21 protein-coding genes are annotated in these 18,149 nt (G+C 65.9%); 9 read left to right on the top strand and 12 right to left on the bottom strand.

Annotated elements, in window-relative coordinates; all coding sequences use genetic code 11:
• Positions 1-19: 19 nt before the first annotated feature.
• From rarD to cysS, 7 genes are all read right to left on the bottom strand, one after another.
• Positions 20-937: an EamA family transporter RarD gene (gene rarD, locus XW59_RS05555; protein ID WP_047143731.1), complete on the bottom strand. Its 918-nt coding sequence runs from the start codon at positions 935-937 to the stop codon at positions 20-22.
• A 110-nt stretch (positions 938-1,047) separates the two neighbouring features.
• A complete protein-coding gene (gene cimA / locus XW59_RS05550) occupies positions 1,048-2,661 on the bottom strand; it encodes a citramalate synthase (protein WP_047143730.1) in 1,614 nt (537 codons plus the stop codon).
• Positions 2,662-2,672: 11 nt separating this feature from the next.
• Complete coding sequence (gene pip, locus XW59_RS05545; protein WP_047143729.1) at positions 2,673-3,632, bottom strand: prolyl aminopeptidase; 960 nt, start codon at positions 3,630-3,632, stop codon at positions 2,673-2,675.
• Positions 3,629-4,105, bottom strand: a complete 477-nt coding sequence (locus XW59_RS05540; protein ID WP_136067958.1) for a GFA family protein — start codon at positions 4,103-4,105, stop codon at positions 3,629-3,631. Before XW59_RS05540 ends, pip begins: the two co-directional genes overlap by 4 nt.
• A complete protein-coding gene (locus XW59_RS05535; RefSeq protein WP_047143917.1) occupies positions 4,102-4,593 on the bottom strand; it encodes a GFA family protein in 492 nt (163 codons plus the stop codon). Before XW59_RS05535 ends, XW59_RS05540 begins: the two co-directional genes overlap by 4 nt.
• Before the next feature lie 20 nt (positions 4,594-4,613).
• On the bottom strand, positions 4,614-4,997 hold the full coding sequence (locus XW59_RS05530; protein WP_047143728.1) for a VOC family protein: 384 nt from the start codon (positions 4,995-4,997) through the stop codon (positions 4,614-4,616).
• 145 nt (positions 4,998-5,142) lie between these two features.
• Positions 5,143-6,594, bottom strand: coding sequence for a cysteine--tRNA ligase (gene cysS / locus XW59_RS05525; protein WP_047143727.1), 1,452 nt, complete (start codon positions 6,592-6,594; stop codon positions 5,143-5,145).
• 363 nt (positions 6,595-6,957) lie between these two features.
• Here cysS and XW59_RS05520 point away from each other — a divergent pair, with 363 nt between their 5' ends.
• Positions 6,958-7,122 (top strand): transcriptional regulator, encoded by a 165-nt coding sequence (locus XW59_RS05520; protein WP_136067956.1) that lies wholly within the window; start codon positions 6,958-6,960, stop codon positions 7,120-7,122.
• A gap of 14 nt (positions 7,123-7,136) precedes the next feature.
• Here the strand turns inward: XW59_RS05520 and XW59_RS05515 are convergent, their stop codons facing one another.
• A complete protein-coding gene (locus XW59_RS05515; RefSeq protein WP_047143726.1) occupies positions 7,137-7,898 on the bottom strand; it encodes an SOS response-associated peptidase in 762 nt (253 codons plus the stop codon).
• Between the two features lie 228 nt (positions 7,899-8,126).
• On the opposite strand from XW59_RS05515, the gene XW59_RS05510 reads away from it, so the two are divergent.
• The 4 genes from XW59_RS05510 (at position 8,127) to XW59_RS05495 (ending at position 10,263) form a co-directional block, all read left to right on the top strand.
• Positions 8,127-8,597, top strand: coding sequence for an NUDIX hydrolase (locus XW59_RS05510; protein WP_136067954.1), 471 nt, complete (start codon positions 8,127-8,129; stop codon positions 8,595-8,597).
• A gap of 23 nt (positions 8,598-8,620) precedes the next feature.
• Positions 8,621-8,971 (top strand): TIGR02301 family protein, encoded by a 351-nt coding sequence (locus XW59_RS05505; RefSeq protein WP_047143915.1) that lies wholly within the window; start codon positions 8,621-8,623, stop codon positions 8,969-8,971.
• A 129-nt stretch (positions 8,972-9,100) separates the two neighbouring features.
• Positions 9,101-9,358, top strand: a complete 258-nt coding sequence (locus XW59_RS05500) for a hypothetical protein (RefSeq protein ID WP_047143725.1) — start codon at positions 9,101-9,103, stop codon at positions 9,356-9,358.
• A 125-nt stretch (positions 9,359-9,483) separates the two neighbouring features.
• Positions 9,484-10,263, top strand: coding sequence for a hypothetical protein (locus tag XW59_RS05495; RefSeq protein ID WP_047143914.1), 780 nt, complete (start codon positions 9,484-9,486; stop codon positions 10,261-10,263).
• A 49-nt stretch (positions 10,264-10,312) separates the two neighbouring features.
• Here the strand turns inward: XW59_RS05495 and XW59_RS05490 are convergent, their stop codons facing one another.
• The gene (locus tag XW59_RS05490) at positions 10,313-11,644 is read right to left on the bottom strand and encodes a dihydroorotase (protein ID WP_047143724.1); all 1,332 of its coding nucleotides are present in this window, start codon (positions 11,642-11,644) and stop codon (positions 10,313-10,315) included.
• A 95-nt stretch (positions 11,645-11,739) separates the two neighbouring features.
• On the opposite strand from XW59_RS05490, the gene XW59_RS05485 reads away from it, so the two are divergent.
• Together XW59_RS05485 and XW59_RS05480 are read left to right on the top strand one after the other, a co-directional pair.
• Positions 11,740-12,603, top strand: a complete 864-nt coding sequence (locus XW59_RS05485) for a folate-binding protein YgfZ (protein WP_047143723.1) — start codon at positions 11,740-11,742, stop codon at positions 12,601-12,603.
• Positions 12,603-13,214, top strand: coding sequence for an HD family hydrolase (locus XW59_RS05480; protein WP_047143722.1), 612 nt, complete (start codon positions 12,603-12,605; stop codon positions 13,212-13,214). The genes XW59_RS05485 and XW59_RS05480 overlap by 1 nt, the downstream gene beginning before the upstream one ends.
• 9 nt (positions 13,215-13,223) lie before the next feature.
• Here XW59_RS05480 and XW59_RS05475 read toward each other — a convergent pair whose 3' ends face one another.
• From XW59_RS05475 to XW59_RS05465, 3 genes are all read right to left on the bottom strand, one after another.
• Positions 13,224-13,619 carry a DUF4087 domain-containing protein gene (locus tag XW59_RS05475; RefSeq protein WP_047143721.1) on the bottom strand — a complete coding sequence of 132 codons (396 nt, stop codon included), beginning with the start codon at positions 13,617-13,619 and terminating at the stop codon, positions 13,224-13,226.
• A gap of 80 nt (positions 13,620-13,699) precedes the next feature.
• Positions 13,700-15,163 carry a RimK family protein gene (locus tag XW59_RS05470; RefSeq protein WP_047143720.1) on the bottom strand — a complete coding sequence of 488 codons (1,464 nt, stop codon included), beginning with the start codon at positions 15,161-15,163 and terminating at the stop codon, positions 13,700-13,702.
• Positions 15,160-16,266 carry a GNAT family N-acetyltransferase/peptidase C39 family protein gene (locus tag XW59_RS05465; protein ID WP_047143719.1) on the bottom strand — a complete coding sequence of 369 codons (1,107 nt, stop codon included), beginning with the start codon at positions 16,264-16,266 and terminating at the stop codon, positions 15,160-15,162. The genes XW59_RS05470 and XW59_RS05465 overlap by 4 nt, the downstream gene beginning before the upstream one ends.
• A gap of 261 nt (positions 16,267-16,527) precedes the next feature.
• Here XW59_RS05465 and XW59_RS05460 point away from each other — a divergent pair, with 261 nt between their 5' ends.
• Complete coding sequence (locus XW59_RS05460; RefSeq protein ID WP_047143718.1) at positions 16,528-17,457, top strand: mechanosensitive ion channel domain-containing protein; 930 nt, start codon at positions 16,528-16,530, stop codon at positions 17,455-17,457.
• Positions 17,458-17,462: 5 nt separating this feature from the next.
• A complete protein-coding gene (locus tag XW59_RS05455) occupies positions 17,463-17,924 on the top strand; it encodes a LysM peptidoglycan-binding domain-containing protein (RefSeq protein ID WP_136067952.1) in 462 nt (153 codons plus the stop codon).
• Positions 17,925-18,149 lie beyond the last annotated feature (225 nt).

Below are 18,149 nucleotides of genomic sequence, written 5' to 3'. Positions count from 1 at the left end.
CGGTCGGCGCCTTTGGGCGTCAGGCGCCCTTCCTGCCGAAGAACATCGACCAAGTATAGAGCGCCAGCGCGGTCCAGATCAGGCCGAAGGCGATCATTCTGTCCATCCCGAACGGCTCGCCGAAGACCAGCACGGCGATGATCGCGATCACCGTCGGCGAGATGTACTGCATGATGCCGATTGTCGATATCCGCAAAAGCTTGGCGCCGAAGGCATAGAGGATCAGCGGGATCGCGGTTGCCGGACCGGCGAAGAGCAGCAGGCCGACATTGCCGGCCGACGCCAGGAAATGCCCCTGCCCGGTGGTTTCCAGCCAGACGATATAGGCGAGCGCCGGCGCCGCGAGGATCAGCACCTCGAGGAAGAAGCCCTGGCTGGGTCCGACCGGCAGCGTCTTTCTCAGATAACCGTAGATGGCGAAGGAGAAGGCGAGCACCAGCGACACCCAGGGAAGCCCGCCCGCCTCCACGGTGAGCACCGCCACCGCGGCGGTCGCGAGCCCGACCGCGAGCACCTGGTAGCGGTTCAGCCTCTCGCCGAGGAAGACCGCGCCGAGCACGATCGTGACCAGCGGGTTGATGTAGTAGCCGAGCGCGGTCTCCACCGTGCGGTCGACCGCGATCGCCCAGACATAGACGCCCCAGTTGATGGTGATGATCGCCGCCGTCAGCGCCGCCATGAGAAGCGTGCGCGGCGAGCGCAGGGCGGCGGCGATGTCGGCGGTGCGCCCGAGCGCCAGCAATATCGCGCCGGCGACCGGCACCGACCACACGACGCGATGCGCCACCACCTCGGCGGCGGGAATGTGCGCAACCGCCTTCATGTAGAGCGGCAGGAAGCCCCACAGGCCATAGGCGCCCAGCGCGTACAGGAACCCGCGCGACGCGCCGGGAGAAGCGCTTTCCGCCGTCTGCTCGCCCGCCAGTTTTTCCTGCATCTGCGCTGCCTCTTTTCCGTGCAGACGGGTGGTAGCCCCTCAGCCCCGCCGCGACCAGCGCAAAAAACTGATCATGCCGCGAGAATCGTTGATGCCAGCGACCGGTCGGGCTATTCCGCCGCCAGGCTCGCGCCCTCGCGGTTCTTGACCAGCTTGAAGACGATGGAATCCATCAGCGCCTGGAACGAGGCGTCTATGATGTTGGTCGACACGCCGACCGTCCACCAGCGCGCGCCCGTCGAATCGTGGGATTCGATCAGCACCCGCGTTATCGCCTCGGTGCCGCCGTTCAGGATGCGCACCTTGAAGTCGACCAGCGTCAGGTCGGCGATCTCGTGCTGGAACTTGCCGAGATCCTTGCGCAACGCGATGTCGAGCGCGTTTATCGGCCCGTCGCCCTCCGCCACCGACATCTTTTCCTCGCCGTCGACCGTGACCTTCACGATCGCTTCCGAGACCGTCTTCAACTGGCCGTTGGCGTCGAAGCGGCGTTCGACCATGCAGCGGAAGGAATCGACGCGGAAGAACTCCGGCACGCTGCCGAGCGTGCGCCGCGCGAGAAGCTCGAAGCTGGCATCCGCCCCTTCATAGGCATAGCCCTCGGCCTCGCGCTCCTTGACCAGCGAAATCAGCGTGTCGAGGCGCGGATCGTCCTTGGCGACCGCGATGCCGCGGCGCTTGAGCTCGGCGATGAAATTCGACTTGCCGCCCTGGTCGGACACCATCACCTTGCGTGCATTGCCGACCGTTTCCGGCGGCACGTGCTCGTAGGTCTTGGGTTCCTTGAGCAGGGCCGAGGCATGGATGCCCGCCTTGGTCGCGAAGGCGAAGCTGCCGACATAGGGCGCCTGCGGCTCGGGCGCGCGGTTGAGCAGTTCGTCGAAATTGCGCGACAGCCGGGAAAGCCCCTCCAGCGCCTCGCGCGCGATGCCGGTCTCAAAGCGCTCGGCATAGGCGGGCTTCAGCATCAGCGTCGGGATGATGGTGACGAGATTGGCGTTGCCGCAGCGCTCGCCGATGCCGTTGAGCGTACCCTGCACCTGGCGCACGCCCGCCTCCACCGCCGCCAGCGAATTTGCGACCGCCTGCCCGGTATCGTCATGGGCGTGGATGCCGAGATTCTCGCCGGGAATCCCGCTGGCGATCACCTGGCCGACGATCTGCCGGATTTCCGATGGCTGCGTGCCGCCATTGGTGTCGCACAGCACCACCCAGCGCGCGCCGGCGTCATATGCCGTGCGCGCGCAGGCGAGCGCATAGTCCGGATTGGCCTTGAAGCCGTCGAAGAAATGCTCGCAATCGACCATCGCCTCCTTGCCTGCGGCGCGCGCCGCCTCGACGGAGGAGGCGATGCCCTCCAGGTTTTCCTCGTTGGTGCAGCCGAGCGCCACGCGCACGTGATAGTCCCAGCTCTTGGCGACGAAGCACACCGCATCCGACCGAGACTGCAGGATCGCGGCAAGACCGGGATCGTTGGAGGCGGAGATGCCCGCGCGCTTGGTCATGCCGAAGGCGACGAAGGTCGACCGCGCCGTGCGCTTCTCGGCGAAGAACCCCGTGTCGGTCGGGTTCGCGCCCGGATACCCGCCCTCGACATAGTCCATGCCGAACTCGTCGAGCATGCGGGCGATCACGATCTTGTCCTCGACCGAGAAGTCGACGCCCGGCGTCTGCTGTCCGTCGCGCAGCGTGGTGTCGAAGAGATAGATGCGTTGTTTCTTCATAGGAGTACCCGTCACCCCGCCCTCCCCGCAAACCCGTCCGTCGTCCGGATCAGCCGGTCGAGTATGCCGGGCTCCGAATAGGCGTGGCCGGCGCCCTCGATCAGGTGGAACTCCGCGTCCGGCCAGGCCTTGTGCAACCGCCAGGCATATTTCGCCGGGCACGGCATGTCGTAGCGACCGTGAACGATGGCGCCGGGGATGCCGGCAAGCCGGTGCGCGTCGCGCAGCAATTGCCCCTCCTCCAGCCAGCCGGCATGGACGAAGAAGTGATTCTCGATGCGGGCGAAGGCGAGCGCGAAATCGTCCTCGCCGAACTGGTCGCTGGTCTCCGGCTCGGGCAGGAGCGTTATCGTCTCACCCTCCCAGAGGCTCCACGCCCTCGCGGCCTCGACTTGCGCGGCCTTGTCGTCGCCCGTCAGGCGCTTGCGATAGGCCGCCATGAGGTCGCCGCGCTCGGCCTCGGGAATGGGCGCGATAAAACGCTCCCACTTGTCGGGGAACATCTCCGAGACGCCGAACTGGTAGTACCAGTCGAGCTCGGCCCTGGTGAGCGTATAGATGCCGCGAAGCACGAGCTCGCTGACGCGCTCCGGGTGCTTCTCGGCATAGGCGAGCGCCAGCGTCGACCCCCAGGATCCTCCGAAGACGAGCCATTCGTCGAAGCCCGCCATCTCGCGCAACCGCTCGATGTCGGCGACGAGGTGCCAGGTGGTGTTGGCCTCCAGCCCGGCATGGGGCGTGGAGCGGCCGCAGCCGCGCTGGTCGAACAGGATCAGGTCGTAGCGCGCGGGGTCGAAGAGCCGGCGGTACTTGGGCGAGATGCCGCCGCCGGGGCCGCCATGCAGGAAGACCGCGGGCTTGGCGCCCTTCGTGCCGACGCGCTCCCAGTAGACCACGTGACCGTCGCCGACCTCGAGCATGCCGGTCTCGAACGGCTCGATCTCGGGATAGAGGCTGCGCAATTCGCTCATAGTTTCAGGCCCTGGGACGGCCAGGCCGTCGTTTCATGGTCGGGATGCTGGAAGGAGATGATCGCCTCCTGCTGCGAATAATAGTCCGGGTCGTCGTATACTGGCTGGTCGAAGATCGTCTCCACCCAGGGCAGCCGCGCGGCGTGGTTGACCTGGATCCTCGGCGCGAGGTCGGAGCGGTCGTCGAAGGTGCCAATCGCGATCTCCAGCCCGCCAGGATGGCGGTAGGTGAGCGGTGTGCCGCAGCGCTGGCAGAAACCGCGATCGATATTGACCGAGGACTGGAAATAGCTCGGCTCCTCGCGGGTCCATTCGACGCCGTCCTCGGGCACCGTCACCAGCGCCGAGAAGAACGAGCCGAACTGCTTCTGGCACATGCGGCATTGGCAGATCGACGCCCGTCCCAGCTCTCCATGGATGCGGAAGCGCACCGCGCCGCACTGGCAGCCGCCCGTTCGAACCTTGTCGCTCATGATCTTTCCTCCGGTGGCCAGGTTTCGGTGTCGTGGTCGGGATGCTGGTGGGAGACCAGCGTGGAGAGGAACGAGGCGGCGTCCTGGTCGGCCATCGTGTCCTCGCCCGGCAGGCTCGGAATGCCGTCGACATAGGGCAGCTTCGCCTCGATGCCCCATTGGATCGCCGGCGCGATCTCCTCGGGATGGTCGAAGGCGCCGATGGCGAGCGCCATCCCGTCCGGCGCCTCATATGTCAGCGGCGTGCCGCATTCGGCGCAGAAGCCGCGGCGGGCGTGATTGGAGGACTGGAAGCGCTTCGGCTCCCCGCGCGTCCATTCCACGCGCGCCTGCCGCACCGAGACGAGCGGCATGTAGAAGCCGCCCGACGCCTTCTGGCACATCCGGCAATGGCACACCGAGGCGTCGCCGAGCGCGCCCTCGACATGGAAGCGCACCGCGCCGCACTGGCAGCCGCCGGAGTAGACGGGTCTGTTGTCGAGGCTCATCATCGGTCCGTCTCCTCCGTTCATCCCGGTCCGTGGCAGACGGCCTCGACATTGTTGCCGTCGGGGTCGAGGACGAAAGCGCCGTAATAGTCCGGATGGTAATGCGGCCGCAGGCCCGGCGCGCCGTTGTCCCTGCCGCCGGCGGCGATCGCCGCGGCGTGGAAGGCGTCGACCTCGGCGCGCGACCTCGCCGTGAAGGCGACATGCAGATGGTCGCGCGGCGTGTCGTTCTCGTGCAGCCAGAAGGTCGGCCGGTCGCGCCCGTAGCCGCCGACCTTGACGCCGCCGGTATATTCCGTCGGCACCATCATCAGCAGCGACGCGCCCAGCGGCGCCATCGCCTTGTCGTAGAACGCCTTCGACGCCTCGAAATCGGCGACCCTGATGCCCATGTGGTCGATCATCGCAAAACCTCCCTGTAAAGCGCGTTCGACGGTCCGCCTGCCGCCGCATCCGCGGCCGTCAGCCCGGCTGAAGCGACAATATGCGCGCAGACATTGTCGATGTCGTGCAAGACCGCGTCGTTCCAGAAACGGAAAGGGGTATTCCTCACCGCCTCGCCTCCCAGGTGGTGACGCGCTCGCCGGTCACGGGATCCTTGCCGTCCTTCAACTGGATTCCCTGCGCCAGCAGCTCGTCGCGGATGCGGTCGGCCTCGGCCCAGTTCTTCTCGCGGATGAAGGCGAGGCGTTTTTCGATCAGGCCGTGGTCGAACTCCGGAACACCGGCCTCGAGCCGCCGGACCCTCAGCCCCAGCAGCTCATAGGCCGCGCGGAAGCCCGCCGGGTCGAAGCCGGCCTCCTTGCGCCGGGCGAACAGCCAGTTGATGGCATTCGCCGTGTTCAGGTCGTCGGCGAGCAGGTCGAGGAACTCCGCCGGCACGTCGCCGGCCTCCACGCCGTCCATATATTCGCTCGCCCGGGCGATGAGGTTGTCGGCCTCTTCCAGCTTGCGCAGGCTGAAGTCGATCGGCTCGCGGTAATGCGTCGTCAGCATCGCCAGCCGCAGCACCTCGCCCGGCCATTTGCGGCCGCCGAAGCGCTCCGTGTTCAGCAATTCGTTGATGGTGACGAAATTGCCCTCGCTCTTGGCCATCTTCCTGCCCTCGACCTGAAGGAAGCCGTTGTGCATCCAGATATTGGCCATGCGCTCGGTGCCGAACGCGCAGCAGGACTGCGCGATCTCGTTCTCGTGGTGCGGGAAGACCAGGTCGATGCCGCCGCCATGGATGTCGAACATGTTCTTCGCCGGGTCGTCGCATCTCAGGCCGCCGCCGAAGGGCTCGAGCAGCTTCGCCATCGACATGGCCGAGCATTCGATATGCCAGCCGGGACGGCCGGACGCCGCAATTCCGGCGGGCGAAGGCCAGCCGGGCTCGCCCGACTTCGACGGCTTCCAGAGCACGAAATCCATCTCGTCGCGCTTGTAGGAGGCGACGTCGACGCGCGCGCCGGCCAGCATCTCGTCGAGCGGGCGGCGCGATAGCGCGCCGTAGCGCGGGCCCTTGCGCGCGTTCATCGCCGAGGGCGAGAACAGCACGTGATCCTCGGCGACATAGGCGACACCGATCTCGACCAGCCGGTCGATCATGGCGCGCATCCCGTCGATATGCTCGGTGGCGCGCGGCTGGCTGTCGGGCGGCAGGCAGCCGAGCGCCTCGACATCGGCCTGGAACTGGGCGTTGGTGGTCTCGGTGACCTTGCGGATCGCCTCGTTCAGCGGCAGGTCGGGATGGTCGCGCGCCGCGCGCGCGTTGATCTTGTCGTCGACGTCGGTGATGTTGCGCACATAGGTGACGTGGTCCTGGCCGTAGACGCGGCGCAGCAGGCGGTAGAGCACGTCGAAGACGATCACCGGGCGCGCATTGCCGATATGGGCGTAGTCGTAGACGGTCGGCCCGCACACATACATGCGCACGTTCCCGCGTTCGAGCGGGACGAACTCCTCCTTCGATCGCGTCAGCGTGTTGTAGAGCCTCAGTCGCGTGGCGGCGTCAGACATCAAATCTCCCCTTGGCCAGCCGGCCTGGGCGTTTTTCGTTTCGATGTCGTGAAGGCGAAAACGTCCGGACCAGCGTTATGCGCTAGCCAATAATGCAAATGCCGATGATGGCGAAGGACGTTTTCATGGCGTGCTTTATCGCGCCCGGCGCATGGCCCGTCAAGGGCGGAAAAGCGCCGATTGCAAGCGATGATTGCGTGGCCTGAAGGCAACACTGCGCGGATCGATAGTATTTTATTAAACATGTCCGCAGATATGCGGGCACAAGCGCACGGAATTACCCTGCTCCAGCCAAGTTTTTGTCCCATTCGATACCCATCTCGTTAGGTGTCGAGGACGAAAACGACGTTGAGGGAGAACCCGATGGCCAACACTGCACTCGAAGCCGAATACGAGCGCGCCAAGCGCGCGCAATACGAGACCCTTACGACCCATTATCGCGAGATCGGACCCGCCTCGCTTCTGGCGGCGCTGATCTGCGCGCACCGGCTGAACGAAAGCAAGGAAAAGCAGGCGCGGGCGGCCTGAACCGCGAGGCGACGCTAGAACAGCGTCAACTGGCCTTCGTCGGGTCTCGGCTTCTCGTCCGTCCTTGCATCCTGCAGCATCTCGGGACCGAGCGGCTCCTGAACATCGGGGCCGGTATTGGCGACCTTGTTGACCTTTTCCGATACGGGGATCGCCTCGAAGAACTCCTCCTCCACCGGTGCCATCAGCGGCACCACGTCGCGCGGCTCGTTGCGCACGCAATCGAGCCATTCGCGGAAATGCCCGGGCCGGATGACGACCGGCATGCGTTCGTGAATATGCGCGATCCGGCTGTTCGCCGCCGTCGTCAGGATCGCGGCGGTGTCGATTTCCGAGCCGCCCGGCTCGGCATAGGTTTCCATTAGCCCGCCGAAGGCGATCAGCCCGCCTGTTTTCGGCCTCACCCAATAGGCTTGCGACTTCCGCGTGCCTTCCCGTTTCCATTCATAGAAACCGCTAGCCGGAATCAGCACCCGGCGATGGCGCATCGCGGCGCGGAACGAGCTCTTCCCGGCGGCGGTTTCGCTGCGCGCATTGATCAGCAGCGGAAACTGCCGCGTATCCTTCACCCAGGACGGCACGAAGCCCCAGCGCGCCAGCATGGCGACGCGGTCGGGCCGGTTCGAGCCCGGTTCCCTTCTCGGGCCCGCGACGACCACATGGATCGGCTGTGTCGGCGCGATGTTGAAACGCGGCGGGAAATCTTCGATTTCGACGACGCCCAGGACATCCTCGAATTCGGCCGGCGTGGCCGTCAGCGCAAATCGTCCGCACATGGTCTTTCCGTCACGATCTTCCGCTCCGATACGTCGTCGCATGGAGGTCATGGCCGCGTTCCGCGTCCCACGGCCGCCATGCGCGGCAATGGCACACTCTTCGCCATGACGATTTCTTCCACCCCATCGCCGGACAGTTTGACCTCCCGGGCAACTCGCTGCAATAGGTTTCGTGGGCGGTGCGCGTCCGCTGGTCTTGCGCGCCGCCGCCGGGTTAGGGTTCGATCGATGCCGTCTGCACCACAGCGCGCGGTTTCCGCCGCCATATTCGACAAGGGGCGCTTCCTGCTCGTCAGGCGAGGACGACCGCCCGCCTTCGGCCTCTACGCCTTTCCCGGCGGGCGGGTCGAGGAAGGCGAGACGCTGGAGAACGCCGTCCGCCGCGAGGTGATGGAGGAGACCGGCGCCATGCTCCGCGAGATCCGGCATGTGGTGGACCTGGAAGTCGGCTCGGAGGAGGAGGAACAGCGGATCGAATTCATCCTGAGCGTGCATGCCGCCGCCTTCGCCGGCGGAACGATTCAGGCAGGAGACGACGCCGACGCGGCCGGCTGGTTCACGATCGAGGAGATGGAACCCCTGCCGCTCGCCGGTTCGGTTCTGGAAATCGCCCGGCAGCTCGCGGCCGAGCCAAGGCCCGCCTCGAACGAGGATACGCCTTGCAGCCGCTCGAATTCCGACGGATCAATTACGCAATGAAGACCCGTCTCCGATGCGCCGTCATGCTTGTCGCGGTCGCCGCCATCTGCGGCACCGCCCCGGCGCGCGCCGCCGAATCGCCCTTCGAGGGGCAGTTGCTGAGGTTGTCGGAAATCCTCGGATCGCTGCATTTCCTGCGCAATCTCTGCGGCGAGACGGGCAGCACCTGGCGCGACCGGATGGAAACGCTGCTGGAGGCGGAAAACCCCGATGCGGAGCGGCGCGCCCGCTTCATTGCCAGCTTCAACCGCGGCTATCGCGCCTTCGAGGGGAGCTACGGAAGCTGCACGCCTTCGGCGATATCGGCGATTGAGCGCTACATGAAGGAAGGGGCCGAGCTGACGAAGGACACGGCGGTCCGCTTCGGCAATTAGCAGACTGTTAACTTTTACACTATTGGGGCAGCGTTTGCCGCATTTGGTGTGCTAGAACCCTTAATGGGACATTAAAAAGGGACTTCTGTCGCGCCGGCATATCCGACGGCGCCGGAGACGGGTGGAAGCATGGATCGGGGTATTACCGACATCGACACGCTGATTCGCGAGGAAAAGCGCCTCACCGCTGTCGAAAGCTACGAGGAAGCGTGGGCCGAGGGACTGTCCGCGGGGATAGAGCCCGAGATCATGGCGGAAGCCGCCATCGCCACCGCCATCGCCGAGTTGCGGCGCACGAGCGGCGAGGAATCGATCCTCGCATTGCTGGAGCGCATGGGAGAGCGCGTGGTGTCGGGCGAGTTCGATCCCGATCGGCGCTTTCACTAGGCGGCATCCCCGCGCTGTCCTGCCCCATCACGCCGGGCGCGTTTTTGCACTATAGTGGCGCCGCGAGATTTTGGGCGCACGCATGGCGAGGAAACGAAGGCGATATGAATCGGGCGGAGCGGGATATGCGATATAGGCCGGCGGAAGGGCTTTTCAGGTCGGCGGTCGCATTTTCCTTCCTCCTTTGCCTGGCGGGAGCGGTGCTGGTCGCGGAAAGCCGGCCGGCCTCGGCCCTGAGCGAGATCAAGCGCGAGGAGGTTCCTCCGTCCACTTCCGGCCGGAGCGGGGAAACCGCGCCACCGAACGTCACCGCGCCGGTTCCCCTGCCCGATCCGATCGTCAGCCCGAGGAATCCCGAGGGCCAGCCGCAAGGCGGCGACGATGAGGAGGATTTCCAGCTGGACGATTCCGACAGCGCCGAGGAGAAGAACGCGCCGACACCGGAAGTGTCCCACGATTTCAATGCTTTGCCTGAGCCCGTGCGACGCATGCGCGAACTCATCATGGAGGCTGCCGCCTCCGGCGACATCGAGCGGCTGCGCCCGCTGGTCGGCAGCGGCGAGACGATGACGCAGCTTTCGCTCGGCGGCATCACCGGCGATCCGATCCAGTTCATGAAGGAGCTTTCGGGCGACAGCGAGGGCCAGGAGATCCTCGCGATCCTCTACGAGGTGCTCGACACCGGCTATGTCCATCTCGAGCCCGGCACCGACGACGACATGTATGTCTGGCCCTATTTCTTCGCCGTGCCGCTCGACGAGCTCGACGAGCGCCAGCGCTTCGAGCTCTTCAAGATCGTCACCGCCGGCGACTACGAGGACATGAAGAACTACGGCTCCTACATCTTCTATCGCGTCGGCATCTCGCCGGAAGGCAAATGGCTGTTCTTCGTCGCGGGTGACTGAGGCGGCGACCGCCGCACCCTTCCCCCTCCGAGACGTCGGCCCCCGGGCGTCAGGCCGGCAGGGCCTCCGAAAACAGCACCGGCTGCCCCTGCCCCGGCGTCGTGATCTCGCCTTCCCACATCACGCGCGCGCCGCGCACGATGGTTCCGACCGGCCAGCCGGTGACCTGGCGGCCGTCATAGGGCGTCCAGCCGGCCTTGGAGCCGGCCTGCGCGTTGGTGATCGTTTCCCTGCGCTTCATGTCGACGACCGTGAAGTCGGCGTCGTAGCCGGCCGCGATCCGGCCCTTGCGGGCGATGCCGAACAGCCGGTTCGGGCCGTGGCTCGACAAATCGACGAAGCGCTGCAACGTCAGCCGGCCGGCGTTCACATGATCGAGCATGATCGGCACCAGCGTCTGCACGCCGGTCATGCCGGAAGGCGACGCCGGATAGGTTTTCGCCTTCTCCTCCAGCGTATGCGGCGCGTGGTCGGAACCGAGCACGTCGACGATGCCGTCGGAAATGCCGCGCCAGACGCCGTCGCGATGGCGTTTGTCGCGCACCGGCGGGTTCATCTGGATGAGGGTGCCGAGGCTTGCATAGTCGTCCGCCGAAAGGGTCAGATGATGCGGCGTCGCCTCGCAGGAAGCGACATCCTTGTGGTTCTCCAGGAAACCGATCTCCTCGGCGGTGGAGATGTGGAGCACGTGGATGCGCGCGCGCGCCTGGCGCGCGATCCGCACCAGCCGCTCGGTGCAGCGCAGCGCCGTGATCTCGTCGCGCCAGACCGGATGCGAGGCGGGATCGCCCTCGACCCGCTCGCCGAGGCGTTCGCGCAGCCTGAACTCGTCCTCCGAATGGAAGGCGGCGCGGCGGCGCGTGTTGCGCAGGATTTCCAGCACCCCCTCGTCGTCCTCGACGAGCAGATTGCCGGTGGAGGATCCCATGAACACCTTGATGCCCGCGGCGCCCGGCAGGCGCTCCAGCTCGCCGACATGAGGCGCGTTCTCGCGCGTGCCGCCGACCCAGAAGGCGAAATCGCCGTGCATGCGGTTGGTCGCCCGCGCGATCTTGTCGGCGAGCGCCTGCTCGCTGGTGGTGAGCGGATTGGTGTTCGGCATCTCGAAGACGGTGGTGACGCCGCCCAGCACCGCGGCCCGCGATCCCGTCTCCAGGTCCTCCTTGTGCTCCAGTCCCGGCTCCCTGAAATGCACCTGGCTGTCGATCACGCCGGGCAGCACGTGAAGGCCGGTGCAGTCGATCGTTTCGCCGGCGCTCGAAGCCGACAAATCGCCGATGGCGGCGATGCGGCCGGCACGGACGCCGACGTCGCGCAAACCCTCTCCATCATGGTTGACCACCGTCCCGCCCTTGAGAATGAGATCGAAGGTTGCTGTCATGACGATATCCCGTTGCTTGCGATTGGTCTTGCCGGTGCCTGCCGGGCGGCTTACGTAATGGCCACATCAAAAGCAAGCTTGGACGCGGATTCTTCATGCCGGCAGCTCATCTCATCGACCGCGCGCTCGTCGTTCTCGACGGACCCGATGCGGAACATTTCCTGCAGAACATCCTCACCACCGATCTCGACATGCTGAAGCCGGGCGAGGCGAAGCCGGGAGCGCTGCTCACCCCGCAGGGCAAGATCATGTTCGATTTCCTCGTCTCGCGGACCTCTGCGGGCGCGATGCGGCTCGAATGCCGCGCGGACGTCGCCGACGATTTCATCCGCCGGCTGATGCTCTACCGGCTGCGGGCGAAGGTGGAGATCAGAAAGGAAGATCAAGCACTTGTCGCGGCGAGCTGGGATTCCGATTCCGGTTCCTCGGAAAATGATTCAACCTTTGCCGATATGCGTTTCGCGTCCGAAGCCAATGTCCGCCGGCACTATGGCGAGCTGCCGCAGGCAACCGCGTCCCTCGATGACTGGACGCGTCTGCGCATCATCCATGGCGTTGCCGAAAGCGGGACCGACTACCAGCTCGGCGACGCCTTCCCGCACGACGTGCTGCTCGACCAGAACGGCGGCGTCGGCTTGAAGAAGGGCTGCTATATCGGCCAGGAGGTCGTGTCGCGCATGCAGCATCGCGGCACGGCGCGGCGCCGCGTGATGATCGCCAGGGGCGCGTCCGCCCTGCCCGGTCCCGGCGCCGAGATCACCGCGAACGGCCGCACGATCGGCGCGCTCGGCTCGATGCTGGGATCCGACGCCATCGCGATCGTGCGCATCGACCGGGTGAAGGACGCGCTCGATGCGGGCAACGAGATATCGGCGGGGGACGTGCCGCTTTCCCTCTCGATCCCATCCTGGGCGACATACACGCTGCCGCGGGACGCCGCAGGGGCGGGAGAGGCCTGATGGCGAACGACGCCTCGGCGCAGGCGCGCGCCTGGCAGCGCATGCTCTCGGGCCGGCGGCTCGACCTCCTCGATCCGTCGCCGCTCGACGTCGAGATCACCGACATCGCGCACGGGCTCGCCCGCGTGGCGCGCTGGAACGGCCAGACAAACGGCGATCACGCCTTCTCGGTCGCCCAGCACTGCCTGCTGGTCGAGCAGATATTCGAGATCGCGACGCCGGACGCGGATGCCGACTGCCGGCTGGCGGCGCTGCTTCACGATGCGCCCGAATATGTCATCGGCGACATGATCTCGCCCTTCAAGGCCGTCGTCGGCGGCGGCTACAAGGCAGTCGAGCACAGGCTGCAGGTGGCGGTCCATCTGCGCTTCGCCCTGCCGCCCGAGCTGCCGGAAAAACTGAGGAAATCGATCAAGCGGGCCGACCAGATCGCCGCCTATTTCGAGGCGACGCGGCTCGCCGGTTTCGCCGAACCCGAGGCGGCGCGCTTCTTCGGACGCCCGCGCGGCTTCTCGGCGGACGCGCTTGCCATCGCCCCCCTGCCCGCCAGGCAGGTGCAGAAGAAGTTCCTCGAACGCTTCGGGGCACTCGAGAAATCGCGCAATCGCTAGGGCCCGACGTCAGCCGGTCGGCGAAGGAAGGCTCTTGTCGGCCTTGCAGCGCGCCAGCGGCAATGTCCCGCCGGAAAGAACCCTGGTTACCCGCTCCTGCCTGGCATTGGTTTCCACCCGAACGCAGGCGCAGCCGTAGCCGTAGTCCATCTCGGGCGCCTGCGTCTTGACGAACTGCCTTGGATCGAAGTCGGGCGTGTTCTCCGCGCCGGCGGCATCCGGCCCGTTCGCCTCCATCTGGGACGTGATGTTCCACGTCGCATCCTTGTCGATGAGAAACAGGTTGCCGGGTGTCGGATTTATCAGCCAGCCACAGCGCTGCTCGGCCGCATGCGTCTGCGATATCGCGAGCGAAAGGCCAAGCGTGAACGCGCCCGCGGCCAGAAAGAGATTGGAAACGGCCATGCCGGCCCTCCTTCCTGCCTGTTGCGAAGCGCAAGAGAACACGACGCCCGCGGCGGCGCAAGCAGCGGCCTGGTTCCTGGTTATCGGCCCGAGTGTTCCAGCCGATCGATGAACCACTGGGTGAGCCGCACCCAGACTTCGTCCTTCTCGCCCGAATCCTCGCAGCCATGGTCGAGATTGGGATTGTCGTTCACCTCGATCACATAGACGCCGTCCGCCGTCTCCTTGAGGTCGACGCCGTAGAGCCCGTCGCCGATGCAGCGCGCGGCCTTCACGGCGGTCTCCACAACCACGCCCGGCGTGTTCTTCAGCGTGAAGGTGCGGAACCCGCCCTCGTCCGGCTTGCCCCGGCGCTCGTGATTGACGATCTGCCAGTGCTTCTTGGCCATGAGGTAGTGGACGGCGAAAAGCGGCTCGCCGCCGAGAACGCCGACGCGCCAGTCGAATTCCGTCGGAACGAACTTCTGCGCGATCAGCAGGTCGGAATCCTCCAGCCATTTGGTCGCGAGCGCCTTCAGCTCCTCGAAATTCGACGCCTTCTTGACACCGCGCGAGAAGGCGCTGTCGGGGATCTTCAGGACCAGCGGAAAGCCGAGCCTGTCGGCGGCGAGCTGCAGGTCGCCGGTTCCCGCGATCATCACGGTCGGCGGCACCGGCACCTTGTTCGCGGTCATCAGCTCGTTGAGGTAGACCTTGTTGGTGCAGCGGATCATCGACAGCGGGTCGTCGATGACGGGCATGCCTTCCTGCTCGGCACGGCGCGCGAAGCGGTAGGTATGGTTGGAGATTGACGTCGTCTCGCGAATGAAGAGCGCATCGTAATTGGCGAGCCGGGCGAGATCCTTCCGGCCGATCGGCTCCACCTCGACGCCCATCTTGCCGGCGACGCGCGACCAGTGCTTCAGCGACTGGATGCTCGAAGGCGGCAGTTCCTCCTTCGGGTCGACGAGCGTGGCGAAGCTGTACCTGGCCGGCGTGCGCGCCTTGGTGTCGCGCCATTCGCGGTTGGTGTAGGTGGTGAGGCAGTCGACGAAGCGCGCCTTCTCGTCGTCGCTCATGCGGGCCAGCGGCAGGAATCCGATGCGGGAGATCGTCGCCCAGCCGTCGCCATCCTTGACGGTTATCTCCAGCGCCGGCGCGCGAAACCAGTCGAAGAGCAGCCGCGAGAAACGGTCCCACACCTTGGAAGGGCCGATCCCGAAGAACACCGCCACCCGATGCGGGAAGCTTCCGCCGAGTTCCTTGCGCGCCTTGTTCAGCGCCTGCTCCAGTTCCGGCAGGGCGTTCTCGTAGAGCTTGCGTTCCGAAAGGTCGATCATCGTCTCGACGGTCGGGATCACGCGATGACCGCGCGAGCTGGCCAGCAGCGAGGCGTAGTAGCCGCGGCTCTGATAGGCGTAGCTGTTGGACAGGTTGATGACCTTCGGGCGCTGCCCCTTGAACAGCGAGGGATGGGCGAGGTAGTCCCGGTTGGTGATGATCTTGTGCGGGGTGGCGAACTGGTCGAGATCGTTCTGCCGGCCGGTCAATATGACCCAGGTCATGTTTCCGTTCTTTTCCCGAGAATGACGGCGCTGCGCAGCGCCGGGCGCCCGAACTGCGCCATCTGGCTGAAAATGTCGTAGGGGATGGGAATGCTGGCGGCATCGGCGGCGGTTTCGCGCTGGTCGTCCTCCACCCACGGGTCGTGGATGACGATGTGCTCCCCGTCGTCGCCGATCGCCAGCACCCAGTGCGGCACCTTCTTGCCGAACATGACGAAGCCGCTGACCAGCACGATCGCGAGCTTGCCGGCCGCGAGCGCGGCACGAATATCGTCGAGCTCGAAGGCGCGGTATTCGACCGGGATGCCGTATTCCTCGGCGCGGCGGCGGAAGTCGACCTGCGCCAGTTCCATCACCCGGCGTTTCTCCTCGCTGCGCACCGATTGCAGGAAGAGCGCGCCGTGGACGGAAACGACGATTTCCGCCGAAAGCCCGCCCTCATGCGCCGAAACGGCGAGACCGAAGGGCTCGCAGCCGCCGGGCCCCGACATCATGAAGACGGTGGTCGCCTCCCGCCACAGCCTGATCTCGGTCACCGCGTCGGCGGTGAACCCGGGATCGTAGAAGCCGCGCGCCATCATCAGGCAGCACGGGCCGCAGGTGAAGTCGGCCGTCTGCTGGTAGTAAGGCACGCCGGTGACGATCGGCGCCGAGCCGCGCAGCAGCTTCTCCATCCGGATCGCAGCCGCGCCGTCCTCGTAATAGCCGGGCTCGACGCCGATGCGGCGATAGCCGCTCTGCTCGTAGAGCCGGATGGCGCGGGCGTTCTCCTCGCGCACCTCGAGCCGCAGGAGCAGCCTGCCATGCTCGTAGGCGGCGGCTTCGGCCGCCTGCAGCAGCGCCCGCCCCAGCCCCGAGCCGGACCGGTCCGGATCGACCGCGATCGAATAGAGCCGCGCCACGCCGCTGCCCTTGCGGAAAAGCACCATGCAATAGCCGGCGATCCCGCCGCCGAGCTCGGCCACGACGGTTTCGGCGGTCTCCCGCTCGATCAACTGGCGGAAGGAACGGCGGGAGATGCGGTCGGACTGGAAAACGCGGTTCTCGATCGCCACCAGGCGCTCGATATCGGACGCGCTTGCGGGACGTAGCTGAGGTGCCATCCTGGCTTGAGAAACCTCGGAATTGAAGGCTTGAACCCGCGCTCCTCGCGAGCTTGCGATTCGCCTTCTTCCGCGCAAGCCCATAGCCGCTATCGCTCTTCAATTGAGGCTGAATTTTGGCAAGGGCGCCGCTGGCTCTCGGCAACGCGCGAGCTGGCACATATCGTGGGCGGGTCGCCTGAAGCACTGTTTTTACAAAGTGCCCTTCTCCGTTCTATCCTTGCCGAGCGGGAGCGGCCAGGCAAGGAGTGGCGCGCGACAATGGAAGAGCTCCAGACCAACACCGCCGAGATGATCACGGCCGGACAGGCGATGCTCACCGAGCTTCAGCAACTGGCCGTCGCCTATTCCTTCTCGGTGCTCGGCGCCATCATCCTGCTGATCATCGGCTATATAGCGGCGAACCTGCTGGAGCGCTCGGTCTATTCTGGGATGAAGCGCTTTCGCGGCTTCGACGAGACGCTGCGGAAGTTCTTCTCCAAGATCGTCCGCTATGCGGTGCTGGTCCTCGTCGGCGTCACGGTCCTCGCCCAGTTCGGCGTGCAGACCGCCAGCATCATCGCCGCGCTCGGCGCGATCGGCCTTGCCATCGGCCTCGCCTTGCAGGGAACGCTCCAGAACATCGCCGCCGGCATCATGCTCCTGGTGCTGCGGCCGTTCCGGGTCGGCGAGGCGATCACCGCCGGCGGCATCTCCGGGACCGTCGAGGAGATCGGCCTCTTCGCCACCGAGCTGAAGACCGCGGACGGGCTCTACGTGCTCGCGCCCAACAGCCAGCTCTGGGGCACGCCCGTCACCAACTTCTCGCGCAACGCCACGCGCAGCAACGACCTGGCGGTCGGCATCAGCTACCGCGACGACATCCAGCTGGCTCAGGCGACGATGCTGAAACTCGTCGGCGACGACGAGCGGGTGCTGGAGGAACCGGCGCCGGCCTTCTTCGTCTCGCAGCTCGCCGACAACTCGATCATCGTCACGACGCGCTACTGGACGTCGTCGGCCAATTGGTGGCAAACGAAGCTGGACCTGACGAAGGCGGTGAGGCTGACCTTCGATGCAAAGGGCATCTCCGTGCCTTTGCCTCAGCAGCAAGTGCTCTATGTTCCCACGGAAACCCCGAAGGCAGCGCCCTCGAAGACAGCGTCCCCGAGGACAGCGTCTAGGACGAGGCGGCCGAAAACCGACAAGTGAACACGATGCGAAAGCGACCGATCCGCACCATTCTGACGAGGCTCGCCGCCGGCGCGGCGCTGTGCCTGCCCGCCCTGGCGTACGTTTCGCCCGCCGCCGCGCAGGACGATTGCGGCGGCAAGGTCGGCGTGCGCTACGGCGACACCGTTTCCTCGATCGCGCAGGCCTGCGGCGTCAACGTCCAGACCGTCCTGCAGGCGAATCCGGGCCTTACGGCCGACAATCTCAAAAGCGGCACCTACATCATCGTGCCGCCGCCAGCGCTTCCCTCGCCGATGAACGGCATCGGCCGGCCGCTGGTGCGCCAGGCGCCGAGCCTCGTGCCGCCGGTCAGCATCGGGGCGCCCTCGAGCGTGATCCTGCCGCCGCCGCAGCCGCCCATACCGCAGCAGCACATCTTGCGCGGTTTCGGCGACGAGCCCGGCCAACTGCCGCTGCCGCCCGGCCATTACATCAAGGTTCCGTAGCGCCGCTCCGGAAAAGGTGGAATCGTTGCTGCCGACAACGCCCCCTCCGGCCCTTCGGGCGACCTCTCCCGCGAAGCGGGGGAGGACAAAAACCTGAAGCGATCAGGAACCGGCGCGCACCGCGAAATCGGACTGCGGGCAAAGGAGACAGTTCAAGGGAATTGATCCTTGAATGGAACGTATTCATTTCCTCTTCAGCGGCCGATTGCGCTAGATTGAACGACC

Origin of the sequence: Aquamicrobium sp. LC103, from assembly GCF_001014615.2 — a bacterium.
Taxonomy (GTDB): Bacteria; Pseudomonadota; Alphaproteobacteria; order Rhizobiales; family Rhizobiaceae; genus LBCQ02.
Note: the sequence above shows the minus strand (reverse complement) of the source record. Positions and strands in the feature narration are given on the sequence as shown.

Excerpts from the sequence above, each read along its gene's own strand:
- rarD (WP_047143731.1), bottom strand. The coding sequence starts at position 937 with ATGCAGGAAAAACTGGCGGGCGAGCAGACGGCGGAAAGCGCTTCTCCC.
- cimA (WP_047143730.1), bottom strand. The coding sequence starts at position 2,661 with ATGAAGAAACAACGCATCTATCTCTTCGACACCACGCTGCGCGACGGA.
- pip (WP_047143729.1), bottom strand. The coding sequence starts at position 3,632 with ATGAGCGAATTGCGCAGCCTCTATCCCGAGATCGAGCCGTTCGAGACC.
- XW59_RS05540 (WP_136067958.1), bottom strand. The coding sequence starts at position 4,105 with ATGAGCGACAAGGTTCGAACGGGCGGCTGCCAGTGCGGCGCGGTGCGC.
- XW59_RS05535 (WP_047143917.1), bottom strand. The coding sequence starts at position 4,593 with ATGAGCCTCGACAACAGACCCGTCTACTCCGGCGGCTGCCAGTGCGGC.
- XW59_RS05530 (WP_047143728.1), bottom strand. The coding sequence starts at position 4,997 with ATGATCGACCACATGGGCATCAGGGTCGCCGATTTCGAGGCGTCGAAG.
- cysS (WP_047143727.1), bottom strand. The coding sequence starts at position 6,594 with ATGTCTGACGCCGCCACGCGACTGAGGCTCTACAACACGCTGACGCGA.
- XW59_RS05520 (WP_136067956.1), top strand. The coding sequence starts at position 6,958 with ATGGCCAACACTGCACTCGAAGCCGAATACGAGCGCGCCAAGCGCGCG.
- XW59_RS05515 (WP_047143726.1), bottom strand. The coding sequence starts at position 7,898 with ATGTGCGGACGATTTGCGCTGACGGCCACGCCGGCCGAATTCGAGGAT.
- XW59_RS05510 (WP_136067954.1), top strand. The coding sequence starts at position 8,127 with ATGCCGTCTGCACCACAGCGCGCGGTTTCCGCCGCCATATTCGACAAG.
- XW59_RS05505 (WP_047143915.1), top strand. The coding sequence starts at position 8,621 with ATGCTTGTCGCGGTCGCCGCCATCTGCGGCACCGCCCCGGCGCGCGCC.
- XW59_RS05500 (WP_047143725.1), top strand. The coding sequence starts at position 9,101 with ATGGATCGGGGTATTACCGACATCGACACGCTGATTCGCGAGGAAAAG.
- XW59_RS05495 (WP_047143914.1), top strand. The coding sequence starts at position 9,484 with ATGCGATATAGGCCGGCGGAAGGGCTTTTCAGGTCGGCGGTCGCATTT.
- XW59_RS05490 (WP_047143724.1), bottom strand. The coding sequence starts at position 11,644 with ATGACAGCAACCTTCGATCTCATTCTCAAGGGCGGGACGGTGGTCAAC.
- XW59_RS05485 (WP_047143723.1), top strand. The coding sequence starts at position 11,740 with ATGCCGGCAGCTCATCTCATCGACCGCGCGCTCGTCGTTCTCGACGGA.
- XW59_RS05480 (WP_047143722.1), top strand. The coding sequence starts at position 12,603 with ATGGCGAACGACGCCTCGGCGCAGGCGCGCGCCTGGCAGCGCATGCTC.
- XW59_RS05475 (WP_047143721.1), bottom strand. The coding sequence starts at position 13,619 with ATGGCCGTTTCCAATCTCTTTCTGGCCGCGGGCGCGTTCACGCTTGGC.
- XW59_RS05470 (WP_047143720.1), bottom strand. The coding sequence starts at position 15,163 with ATGACCTGGGTCATATTGACCGGCCGGCAGAACGATCTCGACCAGTTC.
- XW59_RS05465 (WP_047143719.1), bottom strand. The coding sequence starts at position 16,266 with ATGGCACCTCAGCTACGTCCCGCAAGCGCGTCCGATATCGAGCGCCTG.
- XW59_RS05460 (WP_047143718.1), top strand. The coding sequence starts at position 16,528 with ATGGAAGAGCTCCAGACCAACACCGCCGAGATGATCACGGCCGGACAG.
- XW59_RS05455 (WP_136067952.1), top strand. The coding sequence starts at position 17,463 with ATGCGAAAGCGACCGATCCGCACCATTCTGACGAGGCTCGCCGCCGGC.